Annotated in this window: 18 protein-coding genes and 2 pseudogenes; 13 read left to right on the top strand and 7 right to left on the bottom strand. The window is 68.7% G+C overall.

Translation table 11 applies throughout. From position 1 onward, the window contains the following. The first annotated feature begins 68 nt into the window (after positions 1–68). From AC1DYP_RS00450 to AC1DYP_RS00425, 6 genes and pseudogenes are all read left to right on the top strand, one after another. A complete protein-coding gene (locus tag AC1DYP_RS00450; RefSeq protein WP_477044643.1) occupies positions 69–425 on the top strand; it encodes a hypothetical protein in 357 nt (118 codons plus the stop codon). A 51-nt stretch (positions 426–476) separates the two neighbouring features. Next, a complete protein-coding gene (locus tag AC1DYP_RS00445; protein WP_477044642.1) occupies positions 477–1,379 on the top strand; it encodes a nicotinate-nucleotide--dimethylbenzimidazole phosphoribosyltransferase in 903 nt (300 codons plus the stop codon). A gap of 126 nt (positions 1,380–1,505) precedes the next feature. After that, positions 1,506–2,720 carry an acyl-CoA dehydrogenase family protein gene (locus AC1DYP_RS00440; RefSeq protein WP_477044641.1) on the top strand — a complete coding sequence of 405 codons (1,215 nt, stop codon included), beginning with the start codon at positions 1,506–1,508 and terminating at the stop codon, positions 2,718–2,720. Positions 2,721–2,834: 114 nt separating this feature from the next. Then, on the top strand, positions 2,835–3,992 hold the full coding sequence (locus AC1DYP_RS00435; protein WP_477044640.1) for an acyl-CoA dehydrogenase family protein: 1,158 nt from the start codon (positions 2,835–2,837) through the stop codon (positions 3,990–3,992). Between the two features lie 148 nt (positions 3,993–4,140). Then, positions 4,141–4,677 (top strand): hypothetical protein, encoded by a 537-nt coding sequence (locus AC1DYP_RS00430; RefSeq protein ID WP_477044639.1) that lies wholly within the window; start codon positions 4,141–4,143, stop codon positions 4,675–4,677. 68 nt (positions 4,678–4,745) lie between these two features. Then, positions 4,746–4,884: pseudogene (locus tag AC1DYP_RS00425) on the top strand (hypothetical protein). Positions 4,885–4,927: 43 nt separating this feature from the next. Here AC1DYP_RS00425 and AC1DYP_RS00420 read toward each other — a convergent pair. From AC1DYP_RS00420 to AC1DYP_RS00410, 3 genes and pseudogenes are all read right to left on the bottom strand, one after another. Then, positions 4,928–5,920 (bottom strand): annotated as a pseudogene (locus AC1DYP_RS00420) (beta-1,6-N-acetylglucosaminyltransferase); the annotation flags it as partial. A gap of 453 nt (positions 5,921–6,373) precedes the next feature. Beyond that, a complete protein-coding gene (locus AC1DYP_RS00415) occupies positions 6,374–6,688 on the bottom strand; it encodes a DUF8200 family protein (protein ID WP_477033348.1) in 315 nt (104 codons plus the stop codon). 72 nt (positions 6,689–6,760) lie between these two features. Continuing rightward, entirely contained in the window at positions 6,761–7,402 is a 642-nt protein-coding gene (locus AC1DYP_RS00410) for an LOG family protein (RefSeq protein WP_477044702.1), read from the bottom strand. A 118-nt stretch (positions 7,403–7,520) separates the two neighbouring features. Between AC1DYP_RS00410 and AC1DYP_RS00405 the strand changes: the two genes are divergently transcribed. The 4 genes from AC1DYP_RS00405 (at position 7,521) to AC1DYP_RS00390 (ending at position 10,987) form a co-directional block, all read left to right on the top strand. After that, entirely contained in the window at positions 7,521–8,354 is an 834-nt protein-coding gene (locus AC1DYP_RS00405; RefSeq protein WP_477044638.1) for a hypothetical protein, read from the top strand. A 5-nt stretch (positions 8,355–8,359) separates the two neighbouring features. Next, entirely contained in the window at positions 8,360–10,219 is a 1,860-nt protein-coding gene (locus AC1DYP_RS00400; protein ID WP_477044637.1) for an ABCB family ABC transporter ATP-binding protein/permease, read from the top strand. A gap of 55 nt (positions 10,220–10,274) precedes the next feature. Further along, complete coding sequence (locus tag AC1DYP_RS00395) at positions 10,275–10,454, top strand: hypothetical protein (protein WP_477033345.1); 180 nt, start codon at positions 10,275–10,277, stop codon at positions 10,452–10,454. A gap of 95 nt (positions 10,455–10,549) precedes the next feature. Further along, entirely contained in the window at positions 10,550–10,987 is a 438-nt protein-coding gene (locus AC1DYP_RS00390) for a VOC family protein (protein WP_477033344.1), read from the top strand. Positions 10,988–10,996: 9 nt separating this feature from the next. On the opposite strand, the gene AC1DYP_RS00385 is transcribed toward AC1DYP_RS00390, so the two are convergent. Together AC1DYP_RS00385 and AC1DYP_RS00380 are read right to left on the bottom strand one after the other, a co-directional pair. Next, positions 10,997–11,431, bottom strand: a complete 435-nt coding sequence (locus AC1DYP_RS00385) for a hypothetical protein (protein WP_477033343.1) — start codon at positions 11,429–11,431, stop codon at positions 10,997–10,999. Between the two features lie 105 nt (positions 11,432–11,536). Beyond that, a complete protein-coding gene (locus AC1DYP_RS00380) occupies positions 11,537–12,613 on the bottom strand; it encodes an alkene reductase (RefSeq protein WP_477044636.1) in 1,077 nt (358 codons plus the stop codon). A gap of 176 nt (positions 12,614–12,789) precedes the next feature. Between AC1DYP_RS00380 and AC1DYP_RS00375 the strand changes: the two genes are divergently transcribed. From AC1DYP_RS00375 to AC1DYP_RS00365, 3 genes are all read left to right on the top strand, one after another. Continuing rightward, positions 12,790–12,993 carry a hypothetical protein gene (locus AC1DYP_RS00375; RefSeq protein WP_477033341.1) on the top strand — a complete coding sequence of 68 codons (204 nt, stop codon included), beginning with the start codon at positions 12,790–12,792 and terminating at the stop codon, positions 12,991–12,993. Between the two features lie 5 nt (positions 12,994–12,998). Continuing rightward, positions 12,999–13,205, top strand: coding sequence for a DUF6582 domain-containing protein (locus AC1DYP_RS00370; protein WP_477044635.1), 207 nt, complete (start codon positions 12,999–13,001; stop codon positions 13,203–13,205). A gap of 64 nt (positions 13,206–13,269) precedes the next feature. Further along, complete coding sequence (locus AC1DYP_RS00365) at positions 13,270–14,211, top strand: DUF808 domain-containing protein (protein ID WP_477044634.1); 942 nt, start codon at positions 13,270–13,272, stop codon at positions 14,209–14,211. Positions 14,212–14,244: 33 nt separating this feature from the next. On the opposite strand, the gene AC1DYP_RS00360 is transcribed toward AC1DYP_RS00365, so the two are convergent. Together AC1DYP_RS00360 and AC1DYP_RS00355 are read right to left on the bottom strand one after the other, a co-directional pair. After that, positions 14,245–14,835 carry a sigma-70 family RNA polymerase sigma factor gene (locus AC1DYP_RS00360; protein WP_477033338.1) on the bottom strand — a complete coding sequence of 197 codons (591 nt, stop codon included), beginning with the start codon at positions 14,833–14,835 and terminating at the stop codon, positions 14,245–14,247. Between the two features lie 82 nt (positions 14,836–14,917). Further along, a complete protein-coding gene (locus tag AC1DYP_RS00355) occupies positions 14,918–15,565 on the bottom strand; it encodes a DsbA family oxidoreductase (RefSeq protein ID WP_477044633.1) in 648 nt (215 codons plus the stop codon). Between the last annotated feature and the right edge of the window lie 39 nt (positions 15,566–15,604).

Here is a 15,604-nt window from a genome sequence, read left to right as displayed (position 1 = left end):
CGGCCGCTTCGGCGTCCTGTTCCAGTGAACCACGTCCTCTCCGTTCCTCGTTTCACAAGGAGATATCCATGCGTATGTCGAACCTGGCGCTGGTCGCCGCTCTCTGCGCCTTCGCCGCCGCTCCGGCCCTGGCCGCCGACCGCATCAGCGACGGCGAACTGGTGCGCGCCTCGCGCTGCCTGGGCCTCAGCAAGGCCGCCAATCTCGGTTCCGTCGACGCCGCGGCGCTGCAGGCCTTCGTGAAGGTCCAGAGCAAGAGCCGCGACATGCTGGTCCAGGATCGCGCCGAGGCCGCCGAGCGCGCGGCCCGCAGCGAAGGCGACCGAGCCAAGGGGCCGCAGAAGGACGCGCTGGTCGCCGAGCGCGACGGGGCCTGCAAGGCCATGGTCACGACCGCTTCGACGGCGGGTCCCGCCGGGGCCTGATCGACCGACCAGGCTTTGCATCGGGCGCGGGCTGGCTTAAGTCCGCGCCTCATGACCTCTTCTTCTCCCGCCGCCTCCCCCTTCGACGACATCCGCCGCCTGGCCGCCGACGCGCCGGCCGCTCCGCCCCCCAGTTTCGAGGGCGGCGACCGCCTGGCCGAGATCTCGGCCTGGCTGACGGACTGGACCGGCAAGACGCCGCCGGCGGTGCTGCGCCCGGTCGTCGCCCTCTACGCCGGCGCGCGCCAGGGCGTGGGCCCGCGCGGCTATGCTCGCGAACGCCTTGAGGCCGTGGCTGCCGGCGGAGCCAATGTCTGCCGCATCGCCGGCGTCCAGGGCGCGGGGCTGGAAGCCTTCGACCTGGCCATCGACCGCCCGACGCCCGACGCGGCCGCCAAGGCCTCGATGAGCGAGAAGGAGTGCGCCGCGACCATGGCCTTCGGCATGGAGGCGCTGGCCAAGCAGCCCGACCTGCTGATCCCCGGCGTGATCGCCGCCGAGACCGACCGCGCCGCCGGCGCCATCGCCCTGGCCCTGTTCGGCGGCGAGGCCTCCGACTGGAGCGATGCGCCCGAGCCGATCGCCGCCGCCGTGGACCGCGCGAAAGGCGAGGGCGACCTGTCCGATCCGCTCGAGGCCCTGCGCCAACTGGGCGGGCGCGAGACCGCCGCCCTGGTCGGCGCGATCCTGGCCGCCCGGGTCCAGAAGATCCCGGTGCTGCTGGACGGCTACGCCGCCTGCGCCGCCGCCGCGGTGCTGCACGCGATCGACCCGGCCCTTGTCGCCCACTGCCAGGCCGGCCATGTCGGAACCGCCAAGGGCCACGCCCGTCTGCTGGAGGCGCTGGGCAAGCGGCCGCTGATCGCCCTCGACATCGTCGAGGAAGAAGGCGTCGGCGGGGTCACCGCCCTGGCCTTGGTGCGGCTGGCCTGCGAGGTCCGCCAGGGCCTCTAACGGTGTCACCTGAACAATGTTTACGTTGACGCTAAGGTCATCTTTCCAAACGCTCGTTCGAACTCTAAGGTGACTCCCGAAAGTCAAAGACGGCCCCCGAAGAGGGCCGATTTCCGGGAGTCCGCCATGAACCTCGATTTCTCGCCCGAAGACGTCGCGTTCCGCGACGAGGTCCGCGCCTTCATCGCCGAGAACTACCCCGCCGGCCTGCGTGAAAAGCAGGAGGAGGGCGAGGAAATGGCCAAGGACGACTTCCTGTCCTGGCACCGCACCCTGGCCAAGAAGGGTTGGGTGGCCCCGGCCTGGCCCGAGAAGTACGGCGGCCCGGGCTGGACCTCGGTGCAGCGCTACATCTGGTCGGAAGAGACCGCCCGCGCCGACTGCGTGCCGATCCTGCCGTTCGGCATCAACATGGTCGGGCCGGTGATCTACACCTTCGGCACCCCCGAGCAGAAGGAACGCTTCCTGCCGCCGACCCTGTCGGGCGACATCTGGTGGAGCCAGGGCTATTCGGAGCCGGGCGCGGGTTCGGACCTGGCCAGCCTCAAGACCAAGGCCGAGCGCTTCACCGGCGACGACGGCAAGGAATACTACCTGGTCAACGGCCAGAAGACCTGGACCACCCTGGCCCAGCACGGCGACTGGATCTTCTGCCTGGTCCGCACCGACCCGGTCGCGAAGATCCAGGAAGGCATCTCGTTCCTGCTGATCGACATGAAGTCGCCGGGCGTCACGGTCCGTCCGATCATCACCCTGGGCGGCGAACACGAGGTCAACGAGGTCTGGCTCGAGAACGTCAAGGTGCCGGTCGAGAACCGCATCTACGACGAGAACAAGGGCTGGACCTGCGCCAAGTTCCTGCTGGCCCACGAGCGTTCGGGCATCGCCGGCGTGGCGCGCTCCAAGCGCGGCATCGAGCGTATCCGCCAGATCGCCTCGACCGAGCTGGGCGACGACGGCCAGCCGCTGCTGACCGACCCGGACTTCAAGCGCAAGGTCGCCGATCTCGAGATCGACCTGACCGCCCTGGAATACACCGAGCTGCGCACCCTGGCCGGTGAAGCGGCCGGCAAGGGCCCCGGTCCGGAATCCTCGGTCCTGAAGATCAAGGGCACCGAGATCCAGCAGCGGATCACCGAGCTGGTCCTGGAAGCCGCCGGTCACTACGACGCGCCGTATTTCCGGGGCTTCCCCAAGGACGGCGACAACGCCCACCCGATCGGCCCCGACTTCGCCCATCGCGCCGCCCCGACCTATTTCAACGTCCGCAAGACGTCGATCTACGGCGGCTCCAACGAGATCCAGCGCAACATCATCGCCAAGATGGTGCTGGGGCTCTAGCGACCCGAACCTGACGGCGGGCGGCCGGGCCGCTCGCCGAGACTTCCGACACGATCACCGCGACCCCGAAGCCGGCCGAGCCGCGCGGGGCAAGACAGAGACGGGAAACCTGGGATGGATTTCAACTTCACCGAAGAGCAGTCGATGGTCCGCGACACGGTCGCGAGCTTCCTGCAGGACAAGTACGATTTCGAGACCCGCCGCAAGATCGTCGCCTCCGAGAGCGGCTGGCGCGCCGACTACTGGAAGGCCTTCGCCGAGGAGCTGGGCATCCTGGGCGCCTCGTTCAGCGAGGAGCTGGGCGGCCTGGGCGGCGGCGCCATCGACAACATGATCATCATGGAGGAGTTCGGTAAGGCGCTGGTCATCGAGCCCTACCTCGGCACCGTGGTGATCGGCGGCGGCTTCATGAAGCACTCGGGCTACGCCGGCGCGGCGTCGGTGATCGAGGGCATCGTGGCCGGCACGACCACCATCGCCTTCGCCTATGCCGAGCCGCAGGGCCGCTACACCTGGCAGGACCTGAAGACCACGGCCAAGAAGGAAGGCTCGGGCTACGTCCTGAACGGCCACAAGGCCGTGGTGGTCGGCGCGCCGTTCGCCAGCCATCTGGTGGTCACCGCCCGCACCGGCGGCGCCCAGCGCGACACCGGCGGCGTGTCGGTGTTCCTGGTCGACAAGACCCTGCCGGGCATCGTCACCCGCGACTATCCGACGGTCGACGGCGGCCGCGCCTCGGAAGTCTATTTCGAGAACGTCTCGATCCCCGCCGACGCCCTGATCGGCGAAGAGGGCGGCGGTCTGCCCCTGGTCAACAAGGTGCTGGACGAGGCTACCGCCGCCGTCGGCGCCGAGGCCGTGGGCGTGCTGCGCAAGCTGCACGAAGGCACCCTGGACTACGCCAAGCAGCGCAAGCAGTTCGGCACCGCCATCTCCAACTTCCAGGTGCTGCAGCACCGGATGGTCGACATGTTCATCGAGGTCGAGCAGGCCGTGTCGATGACCTACATGGCCACCATCAAGCTGGACGAAAGCGACGCCGAGCGCGCCAAGGCCGTCTCGGCCGCCAAGGTCCGCATCGGCCGCGCCTGCAAGTTCGTCGGCCAGAACGCCATCCAGATCCACGGCGGCATGGGCATGACCGACGAGCTGGCGATCGGCCATTACTTCAAGCGCGCCTCGATCATCGAAGGCCTGTTCGGCTCGGTCGACCACCATCTGCGGCGCTACGAATCGCTGTCGTTCGGCCCCGTGAGCGGCAAGGCGGCCTAAACCGCCTACGGACGAGCATCGAAAAGAGCAGGAGCCGCCCGCGACACGCCGTCGCGGGCGGCTTTTCTTTTGCGGTCTTGGCTTTTGTTCACCCTGTTCCTGGGCGCGGGTCCGTTCAACCCGGCAGGACAACTTGCTGGATCTCATCGTGACCGACGCCCGCCTCGAAAACACCGCCCAACTCTTGGCCGAAACCCTGACCGCCATGGACGCCAGCGCCCAGCTTCTGCTGGAGCAGGTGCGCGAGGCCAAGGCCAAGGCGGACCGGCTGGAGGTGGCGCTTTCGCTGGTCGTGGGCGTGGTCGCCAACGATCCGGACCTCGAGGAAGGCTTTGTGCTGCAACGGATCGCGGGTCAGCTGCGGCTGTGCGCCGACCTGCCGGAGATGGCCGCCGAGCTGGTCGGCTGCGAGGTCGCGCGCATCGACGAGGCCATGCTGCGCGCCGCCGCCGCGATCATCGGCGCGGCGGGCAAGCCTGGCCGCTCGGCGCGCCGGAATCTCGGACAATCCACTAGATCGCCCGGCGGGAAAGTGCGGCGCTCCGTGCGCGAACCGTTGCTCCAGCGGGGAAAATCGGGCTTTCCGAACCGTTCGTCCGTACGCGGATTTCGTCAGGGTTCGGATGATTTTTCTTGCGTCCTGTTCCGCTCGGCGCATGCTTGTCGACGACGCGCTGACGACTAGGAGGGTGGGAGCCCCTGTAAGCCGCGCGCGTCTCCTGGTCCAACGGCCTGTTGGTTTTTCAAGCGAGTCTGGGAGACGCCGCCAATGAACGTATCGAGAATGAACCACGCCATGCTGTCCTTCGCCCTGATCGGCGGGATGCTGGTCGGCGGAAGGCAGACGCCCAAGCCGCCGGTCGCCGAGCCGTCGAAGGGTTCGAAGAAGTAGGCGAGAAGGCGGACGGGGCGTTCCCCGTCCGCCCGACGTCTGGCTAGGCGGTCAGCAGTTCGCCCAGGACTGGAGCCCGAACCGGGGTCCGATCGACATTGGCGACGTCCTGGGTGCGCAGGTGGGCCTCCAGGATGTCGAGGATCTCGCTATCGACCTCGGTGTCGAACTTGCGGGCGAACAGATCCGAGCTGGTCGTCAGCGACACGGCGTCGACGGCCGTGAACGTGCGGGGGCGCAGCTTGATGTCGCCGTCCGCAATCCAGTCGATCATCCGCTTGTCGTCATTGACCACCTCGCCATGGGCGATGGTGTTCATGATCACGGTCTGGAAGAAGCCCTCATCGGCGATGAAGGTGTTGCGATAGAACGCCTTGTACCGCTCGACCGACGGATCGTGACAGACGAAGTCGCAGAACGTGCGGCTGACGATCTTCCACTGGGTGCCGATATAGGGCGTGGCGCCGTCGAGGAAGAGGCGGGTGGCCAGGGTGTCGATGATGCGGCCGCCTAGCTCCTCCACATATTGCAGCACCCGGCCCATGGTGTCGGGACGGACCTGGGCCTGGTCGAGCACCCGGATGAACTCCTGGCCCTTGTTGCGGGTCAGAAAGGCCTTGATGCGCTTTTGGGTCATCAGCGGGAAGTCCTGGCCGCTGAGGTTGATGAAGTGGGTCCAGTCCTTGCCCATCTCCAGCAGCTTGGCCATGCCGCGCAGTTCGGCGTCGACCAGGCTGTAGCCGCCCCACAGGGCCTTCTTGCTCTCCAGCACCGCGGCGTTGGGATAGGCCGCCAGGAAGCCGCGGATGTCGGCTTCCAGGGCCGGGCCGGAATTCTTGTCGACATGCACCAGGTAGTGGTTGGCGGGGTCGTGAATGGCCTTGAAGAGGCGCTTGAACTGCTCGGGATAGCGGTGAACAAGGACGAGATAGGCGATCAAGGCTGACGCTCCTGGATGGCGGCCGTGGCGCGCCAAAAATGCTGTGGGTTGAGGCGGTCCGTGACGCGCCGGGGCGGTCTGGACGCCGCTTGGGCGTCGACGGACCTATTTCTTGCGCGGCGCCAGGGTCGACTGCAGAACCGGCGCGGCGGCGGCGATCACCTTGGGCTTGACGGTCTTGGGCTTGCGGATTTCGCGGCTGCCTTTGGACATGGTTTTCCTTTTGAGAGGTCGGGACGCGCGGCGGGGCGGGACGCAAGCGACCGCGAGCGGGCGCTGGCCCGGCGGTGCGTGTTGCGTCCGGCGAAAGGCTCACCGGTTGTCGTTTTTCAGGGTCGGTGCGGAGCGCCCGTATGTCTGGCGCGTGGCGGGCCGTTACGCCTGGAAGGCGCACGAGCCGATGGCGCGTCTGCGCGCCTTGCGGGGAGCCTTACCATGTCTGGAGGTGCGGCGCGGATAAATCGACGCGCGGGCGGGCGATCCAGGGCGAGGAGGCGCAAGCCGTTACGCACGCCGCGTCGTTTCGACACGGCGTGCGAGGAAGTCGATCTACGGCTTGGCGGCCGTGTTGCAGTCGGCGACGCCGGCGGCGTCCAGTTCTTGACCGCGATAGTTGAAGGTGGCGATCGCGCCGAGTTCGGCGGCCACCTTGCGGCAGGCGCGGCCGATCGGCAGCGACTTGACCTGGGGCGCGGCGCAGACGTCGCCGTTGCAGCGCCACATGGCGCCGTCCTGGATCAGGGTGGGGGCCTTGCTGGGGGCCTGCAGCTTGAGAACGGCGCCCTCGGCGGCGAAGGCGCTGGTCGCCATGCCAAGAGTGGACAGGGCGGAGGCCGCGACGAGCGCGGTCACGAAGATACGCATGTTTGTTTCCTATTATCCCCTAGGTCGACATTGGGAGGTCGACTACCGGACATAATGCGTTGCATTTCGCAACTAAGTCAACAAACGAACGTTTGAAGACGCGTCTTCTTGCCCGGTTTCCGCAAGCCAGGCCAGTAGGGCGGGCGTTATGTCGCTGGCTTTTTCCGCCACCCGCCAGCAGTCCGCCAGGGAAGGCGGGGTCAGGCCCTGGTCGATCGTGTGCCGCAGCAGGGCGAACAGCGGATCCCAGAAGCCGTCGGGATTGTGGAAGACGATCGGCTTGCGGTGCAGGTCCAGGCGCCGCCAGGACAGAAGCTCGATGATCTCTTCCAGGGTGCCGATGCCGCCGGGCAGCACGACGAAGGCGTCCGAGCGCTCGAACATCATCATCTTGCGCTCGTGCATCGAGGTGACGATCACCGTCTCGACGTCGTCGAACGGTTGCTCGCGGCCCCGCAGGAATTCCGGGATGATGCCCAGCACCTGGCCGCCGGCCGCGTGGGCTCCGCGCGCCGTCGCGCCCATCAGCCCCACGCCGCCGCCGCCGTAGACCAGCTTCAATCCGGCCTTGGCGAAGTCGCCGCCGATCTCGAAGGCCGCCTCGAGGAAGGCCGGGGCGGCCGCGTTCGACGAGCCGCAATAGACGCAGACCGCGAGCTTGGCGTCCTGGGCGGCCTCCGCGGCGGCGGCTTGGCCGCTGGACAGGTCGGGCATCGTCGTCCACTCCAGAAAAATAAACAGCGCGCCGGTCCTTGTGGAGAAGGTCGGCGCGCCGCACGTGAACACCCAAGCAAAATTGGCCGCCGGGGCGTCGTCGGCCGTTGGATACGCCATGATCAGGATTCGCGAGATCGGTTTCAAGTCAGCCAGCTTCAAGTCGGCATGGGTCGTCGCGGCGGTCGCCACCCTGGCGCTGGGAGCCTGCGGCCGCGAGGACAAGGGCTGGCGGCGCGATCCGGCGGCGGCCAAGACCGAACAGCTTTCGCCCCAGGCCGGCTATCTGAAGCCGCCGCGCGTGGTGTCGGCGATCCTTCAGGGAAACGCCGTGGCGCTGTCGGGCCAGGCCGAGCCCCAGGCCAGCGTGCGGCTGGGCGCCCCCACTGGCGAGGCGCTGGTCGGCAAGGCCGACGCGGCCGGCGCTTGGCGGCTGGTTACGCCCCTGGCCGCCGAGCCCCGGCTCTACGGCCTGTCGATGACGATGGACGGCCGGACCGTGCAGGCCCAGGGCTATCTGATGGTGGCGCCGACCGGCGCCGCGGTGCTGCTGCGGGCCGGGGCCGGGGCCGAGGTGATGGGGCAGACCTCGCTGTCGCCGCGCATCCTGGCGATCGACTACGACCGCGGCGGCGGCGGCGTGGTTTCCGGCGTCGGCACGCCGGGCGCGGGCCTGGGCGTGCGCGTCGACCGCGCCACGCGCGGCGAAGGCAAGATCGGCGAGGACGGCCGTTTCTCGATCTCCCTCGACCAGCCGCTGACCGAAGGCGCCCACACCATCCAGGTGGCGGGCGAGGGCGGCGAGCAGCAGGTGGTCATCGAGGTCAGCCCGCCGTTGCCGCCCACCGACGGACCGGTGCGCTCGACCCTGAAGGCTACGGGCTGGCGCGTCGACTGGATGACGCCGGGCGGCGGCCTGCAGACCACCCAGTTGCTGGGCGGCGCTCAGTGAGAGGCATGGCGTCGCGATCCGGCGCCGCGGCCGGCGCGGTCGCGGCTCCCGAGGTGAAGGCCAACGGCTGGAAGGCCTTGGCCGACCTGTTCAGTTTGGTGATGCGCTCCAAGGCTCCCGGCCTGCGCTGGCGCGTGACCCTGGCCCTGGTGTTCACCTTCGCCGGCAAGTTCCTGGGCGTTATCGCCCCGCTGCTGCTGGGCAAGGCGGTCAACGCGCTGAGCGCGGGGCAGGGGGCCGCCGTCCAGGTCGGCCTGACGTTCGCGGCCCTGGCCGGCGGCTGGGCTCTGATCCGCTTCATTTCCGCCGTCGCCCCCCAGGCGCGGGACGCGGTGTTCACCCCGGTGGCCCAGGCGGCCCAGACCCGGGCGGCGGTCGAGACCTTCGCCCACGCCCTGTCGCTGTCGATCGACTTCCACCAGACCAAGCGCACCGGCTCGCTGTCGCGGGTGATCGATCGCGGCGCGCGGTCGATGGACTTCCTGCTGCGCGGCCTGGTGTTCAACATCGCCCCGACGGCGGTCGAGCTGATCATGGCCGCCATCGTGCTGGCCAAGGCCTATGACTGGCGCTTCGCCCTGACGGCGGTGGTCACGGTGGTGATCTACGGCGTGGTGACCTTCACGATCTCGGACTGGCGGATCGGCCACCGACGGGTGATGAACGAGGCCGACGCGGAAGCCGCCGGCCGGGCCGTGGACGCGCTGCTGAACTACGAGACGGTCAAGGCCTTCGGGGCCGAGGATAGGGCCGTGGGCGGCTACGACGCCGCCCTGACCGCCTACGGCGCGGCCAACATCAAGGCGACCAACTCGCTGACCCTGCTCAACACCGTGCAGTCGGCGGTGATGAGCCTGGGCCTGGGCGTGATGGCCATCCTGGCCGGGGGCGAGGCGGCCGCGGGCCGGATCGGGCCCGGCGACGTCACCGCCGCCATCCTGATCCTGGTCAACCTCTATGGCCCGCTGAACATCCTGGGCTTCGCCTATCGCGAGATCCGCCAGTCGTTCATCGACATGGAGGCCATGCTCGATCTGCGCCGCGCCAAGCCGGACGTGGCCGACGCGGATGACGCCATCGACCTGCCGCCGCCCGCCGACCGGCGCGGCGGGGCCGTGGCCTTCGAGGAGGTGTCGTTCCGCCACGGCGCGCGCTCGGAGGGCCTGCAGGGCGTGACCTTCACCGCCCAGCCGGGGACCACCGTGGCCATCGTCGGCCCGTCGGGCGCGGGCAAGACCACCCTGGTGCGGCTGGCCCTGCGGATGATCGATCCCCAGGCCGGGAGGGTCACCCTGGACGGCCACGATCTGAAGGCCCTGAAGCAGGCCTCGCTGCGCCAGGCGGTGGCCCTGGTGCCGCAGGACGTGGCCCTGTTCAACGACACCCTGATGGCCAATATCGCCTTCGCTCGTCCATCAGCCTCCGAGGCCGACGTCTGGGCCGCCGCCGAGGCGGCGGAACTGGGCGAGTTCATCCGCAATCTGCCCGAGGGCATGGCCACCAAGGTGGGCGAGCGCGGGCTGAAGCTGTCGGGCGGCGAGCGCCAGCGCGTGGGCATCGCCCGGGCCCTGCTGGCCGATCCCCGCGTGCTGATCCTGGACGAGGCGACCAGCGCCCTGGACAGCCGCACCGAGGCCGCCATCCAGGCCACCCTGCGCAAGGCGAGGGCGGGGCGTACGACCCTGGTCGTCGCCCACCGCCTGTCGACCATCGCCGACGCCGACGAGATCGTCGTGCTGCGCCGGGGAAAGGTTGTGGAGCGCGGGCCTCACGCAGCGCTTTTGGAGGCCGGCGGCGAATACGCGGCGTTGTGGCGGCGGCAGACTCGGGAGAAACCTGTGGAGGCGGGGGCGGTCGTCGATTGATATCCGAAAACCGCCATTGTAGAACGAATGTAGAACATCAACGGCGATTACGGACATGCTGACGCGAAAGATCGATCGGGCCCTGGACGCCATGGCCGCCTGCAAGGACCGGGTGCCGGCCCTGCGCGACATCTACCGCGCCGACAGCCCCGAGGGCCTGGCCCTGGGCAATCTGATGGAAGCCGTCGAGCGGGCCCAGCAGGTCCTGCAAGGCCAGGGCGCGCGCGCCGAATAGGTCGTCACGGCCGTTCCAGCCGACAAATGTGGGGTGCGGCCTGGAGGGCCGCCGCTGTATCCTGCCTCAAGCCCATCCGACTTCAGGAGCCGCCCATGCGCTATCTGCACACCATGGTCCGCGTGAAGGACCTCGACGCCTCGCTACGCTTCTATTGCGAAGGCCTGGGCCTTACCGAGGCCTATCGGATGGAGAACGAGAAGGGGCGCTTCACCCTGGTCTTCCTGGCCGCGCCGGAAGACGTCGAACTGGCCAGGGAGCGCAAGGCGCCGCTGGTCGAGCTGACCTACAACTGGGATCCCGAGGACTATCAGGGCGGCCGCAACTTCGGCCACCTGGCCTACAGGGTCGACGACATCTACGAAACCTGCCAGCGGCTGATGGACATGGGCGTGACCATCAACCGCCCGCCGCGCGACGGCCACATGGCGTTCGTCCGCTCGCCCGACAACATCTCGATCGAACTGCTGCAGGACGGCAATCTGGAACCGGCCGAGCCGTGGGCCTCGATGCCCAACACCGGCGCCTGGTAGAGCGGGCGCCTAGACCAGCTTCACCCGGGGCTCCGGCGGCGTGTAGACCGCAGCCAGGGCTTCGAGACGACCGGCCGGGTCGTCGATGATCGCCAGCCAGGCCAGGCGGGCCAACTCCAGCCGGTAGTCGGCGGCGTAGCCGGTCGAGAACGGCGACTGGGTGCTGCCGGGCGGTTCGGCGGCCTTGGCGTTGGCCAGCTTCTGGCGGGTCAGGACGGCGGGCCGGTCGATCAGGACCTGACCTTCTCCGCCCGCCACCCAGCCGTCGACCAGGGCGCACACGGCCACCGCGTGATAGACCATGACGGGCAGGGCGCGCTTCTGGGGCGCCGGCTCGGCGACCATGGTCGGCTTGACGGCGGTGGGCGGGCTGGTGATCCGGAAGGCCAGGGCGTTGGCGCCGCGTTGCAGAACGGTCTTCCAGTGATCGTTGGTCTTGCTCATGGTTAAGCCTGTATCCGCTACGCGGCGCGTGGTGAAGACCCAACGCGGCAATTGGCGCAGCGGATACAGGCTTGGGCGGAAATCCCGCCTTCGGAACGCTTCCGGCTACTCGGCCGCTGCCGTGGCGAGCGTCTTCAGGACCGGGTAGTCGGTATAGCCCCGGCCGTCGCCGCCATAGAAGGTGGTCGGGTCGGGATCGTTGAGCGGCGCGCCAAGTTGCAGGCGCTCCACCAGGTCCGGATTGGCGATGTAGGCCTTGCCGAAGGCGACGGCGTCGAACTTGCCGGCGTCCAGGGCCGCCTGGGCGGTCTCGCGGGTGAACTTCTCGTTGGCGATATAGACGCCGCCGAACGCCTTCTTGAGATCCGCGCCCAGGCTGTCGGGGCCGTCGTATTCGCGGGCGCAGATGAAGGCGATGCCGCGCTCACCCAGCGCCTTGGCGACATAGCCGAAGGTCGCGGCCAGATCGCTGTCGCCCATCGAGTGGCTGTCGGCGCGCGGGGCCAGGTGCATGCCGACCCGGCCGGGGCCGAACACCGAGGCGGCGGCGTCGGCGACGTCCAGCATCAGGCGGGCGCGGTTCTCGATCGAGCCGCCGTAGCGGTCGGTGCGCTGGTTGGAGCCGTCCTGCAGGAATTGGTCGAGCAGATAGCCGTTGGCGCCGTGGATCTCGACGCCGTCGAAGCCGGCGTTCTTGGCGTTCTCGGCGCCCTTGCGGAAGGCCTCGACCACGCCGACCACTTCCTCGGTCGTCAGGGCGCGGGGCGTGGGGTAGGGGCGTTGGGGACGCAGCAGGCTGACGTCGCCCTTGGCCGCGATGGCGCTGGGGCCGACGGGCGCCTCGCCGCCGTGGAACGACGGGTCGGAGACCCGGCCGACGTGCCAGATCTGCATGAAGATGCGGCCGCCCTTGTCGTGCACGGCCTGGGTGACCTGCTTCCAGCCCTCGACCTGCTCCTGCGACCAGATGCCGGGCACGCCCTGGTAGCCGACGCCTTGCGGGACGACGGGCACGCCCTCGGTGATCAGCAGACCCGCCGAGGCGCGCTGGGCGTAGTAGTCGGCCATCAGGGCGTTGGGGATCTGGGTCGGGCCGGCCCGCAGTCGGGTCAGCGGCGCCATGACGACGCGGTTGGGAAGCTCAAGGTCGCCGACGACGAGCGGATCGAACAAGGTGGGCATGAAACGGTCTCTGAAAGGGCTCGCCGACCTCGCGCCGGCGTCTCGAATATCTGGCGTGCCGCCGCCATATCGCAACTGCCACAGGGGCTGATTTTATTCTGACGAAGGTTGCAGGGAATCTGCGGGAACGTCCTGACCACGGCGGTCGTTGGCTCTGGGAGAGATGGAGAACTGCCATGGCCGAACCCGACGTCACCAACGGCGACGAAGTCGACGACACCTATGACCCCTCGACCGTCGAGGCCAACCTCAACATCCAGCACGGCGGGGGCGTCGGCGCCCGCGACCTGGCGCGGCAGGCCGAGCCAGCCGAGATCGTCACCCCCGAGGACGACGACGCGCCGGTCGAGGCGCTGGGGCTGGCCCATCCCAAGGACTGACCGTCATGGCCGAACTGAACACAGAGAAACGCGACAAACTGCCGGACAAGGCCTTCGCGGAGCCCGAGAGGCGGGCCTATCCGATCGAGGACAAGGCCCATGCCCGCAACGCCAAGGCCCGCGCCAGCCAGGCCGTGAAGGCCGGCCGCATGTCCAAGGCCGAGGAAAAGCGGATCGGCAGGAAGGCCGACGCGGTTCTGAACAAGGGTTAGGGCTCGACCGCAGCGCGCGGTCCGGTCTATTCGCGTAGGACGACAACGCGAACAGGAATCCCCCATGCCCTCCGGCCTCGCCGCCCTTCTCGACGACATCGCCGGCATCACCAAGCTGGCCGCCGCCTCGCTGGACGACGTGGGCGCAGCGGCCGGCAAGGCGGGCACCAAGGCCGTGGGCGTGGTGGTCGACGACACCGCGGTCACCCCCGGCTACGCCATGGGGTTCACGCCCGACCGTGAACTGCCGATCGTCTGGAAGATCGCGCTCGGCTCGTTCCGCAACAAGCTGCTGTTCCTGCTGCCGGGCGCGCTGATCCTCAGCGCCTTCGCGCCGTGGGCCGTGACGCCGATCCTGATGGTCGGCGGGGCCTATCTGGCCTTCGAGGCCACCGAGAAGATCATCGAGGCCTTCGCGCACCACGAAGTGGCGGGCGAGGAAATCGAGGACCTGGCGCTGAGCAGCGCCGAGCTCGAGGCCCAGAAGGTGGGCGGCGCGATCCGCACCGATCTTATCCTGTCGGGCGAGATCATGGCCATTGCCCTGGCCGACGTGGCCGACAAGCCGCTGGCCGTCCAGGCCGCCGCCCTGGCGGTGATCGGGGTGGCGCTGACGGTGGCCGTCTACGGCGTCGTCGCGCTGATCGTGAAGATGGACGACATCGGACTGCACATGGCGCAACGGCCAAACCGCGCGACCCGGGCCTTCGGGCGTGGGCTGGTCAAGGCCATGCCGGTGACCATGGAGGCCCTGACCGTGATCGGCACCGCCGCCATGCTGTGGGTCGGCGGCGGGATCATCGTCCACGGGCTGGAGCATTTCCACCTGACCCCCGTGCCGCACTGGGTCGAGGCCGCCTCGCACTGGGCGGGCTCGGTTCCTGGCGTCGGGGCGGTGACCGGCTGGCTGGCCATGGCGGCCTGCTCGGCGGTGGTGGGGCTGATCGTCGGCGGTGTGATCGTCGGTGTAATCCACCTGATCCCACGCAAAAAGGCGGCGCACTAGGCGCCGCCTTCGTTTGCTTTCGAGACTGCCCGGTCAGGCGGCTTGGCGCGCCGTCCGGTAGTCGTCGATCTGCCGGAAGATCGAGGCCATGGCCGCGTGGGCCGGCTTCTGGTCTTCCGTGATGTGGCCTTCGGCGAAGATCAGGGCCAGGCGGTCGCGAGCCCGGCTGACGCGGCTCTTGATGGTGCCCAGCGCCGCGCCGGTCACTTCGCTGACTTCCTCGTACGACATGCCCGCGGCGCCGATCAGGATCAGGGCCTCGCGCTGGTCGGGCGGCAGCATGTCCAGCGCCCGGCGCATCTCGTCCAGTTCCAGGGCGGCCGTCGGATTGGACGTCGACACCAGGGTGCGCTCGGCGACTTCAGGGTCGAGGGCGCAGGAGCGCCACGAGCGGCGCTTTTCCGAATAGAAGACGTTGCGCAAGATCATGAAGGTCCAGGCCTTCATGTTGGTGCCCGGCTGGTAGGAGTTGCGCGAGGCCAGGGCCTTGGCCAGGGCGTCCTGGGCCAGATCGTCGCCGTGGCTGGCGTTGCCGGTCAGCGAGCGGCCGAAGGCGCGCAGGTGCGGAATCAGGCTGACGAGCTCGCGCTCGAAAGTGGTCTGGGCCGAAGTCGGATTGGTCATGCGATAATCCCCGTTCGGAGAGTAAACGCCCCCGACCCACTAAGGCTCCGCTTTGAAGTAAATAAATTTGACCGAACGCCGGTCAGCCTTCGGCGGCGATCTGGCGCAGGGCCTGTTCGAAATACTCCGGCGGCTGACCGCCCGAGATCAGGTAGCGGTCGTTGATCACCACGGCCGGCACCGAATTGATCCCCGCCGCCTGCCAATGGCGTTCGGCCTCGCGGACCTCCCGGGCGTACTGGCCGGAGGTCAGCACCTGATGGGCGGCGTGCGGGTCCAGCCCTGCCTTAATGGCCGCGGCGACCAGCACCTCGTGGTCGGACGGATCCTGGTTGTCGGTGAAGTAGGCCTCGAACAGCGCGTGCTTCAGGGCCTTCTGGTCGCCGACCAGCCCGGCCCAGTGCAGCAGGCGATGGGCGTCGAAGGTGTTGTAGATCCGGCTGTTCTCGTCGGTGACCATCGAGAAGCCCACCGAGGCGGCCCGGTCGTGGATGGCCTGACGGTTGGCCGCCGACTGCTCGCGCGTCGCGCCGTACTTCTCGGCGACGTGCTCGACGATGTTCTGGCCTTCGGGCGGCATGTTCGGATTGAGCTCGAACGGCTGGAAATGGATCTCGGCGTCGACCAAGTCGCCGACCCGCTCGAGCGCGGCCTCGAGCCCACCCAGGCCGACGATGCACCACGGGCAGGAAACGTCGGAGACGAAGTCGATCTTCAGGGGCTTGGTCATGGCGCGGTCCGTGGTGGCGAGACCCGACATATAGGGCAG

It is taken from the genome of Caulobacter sp. P1_D6 (assembly GCF_056406095.1).
Note: the sequence above shows the minus strand (reverse complement) of the source record. Positions and strands in the feature narration are given on the sequence as shown.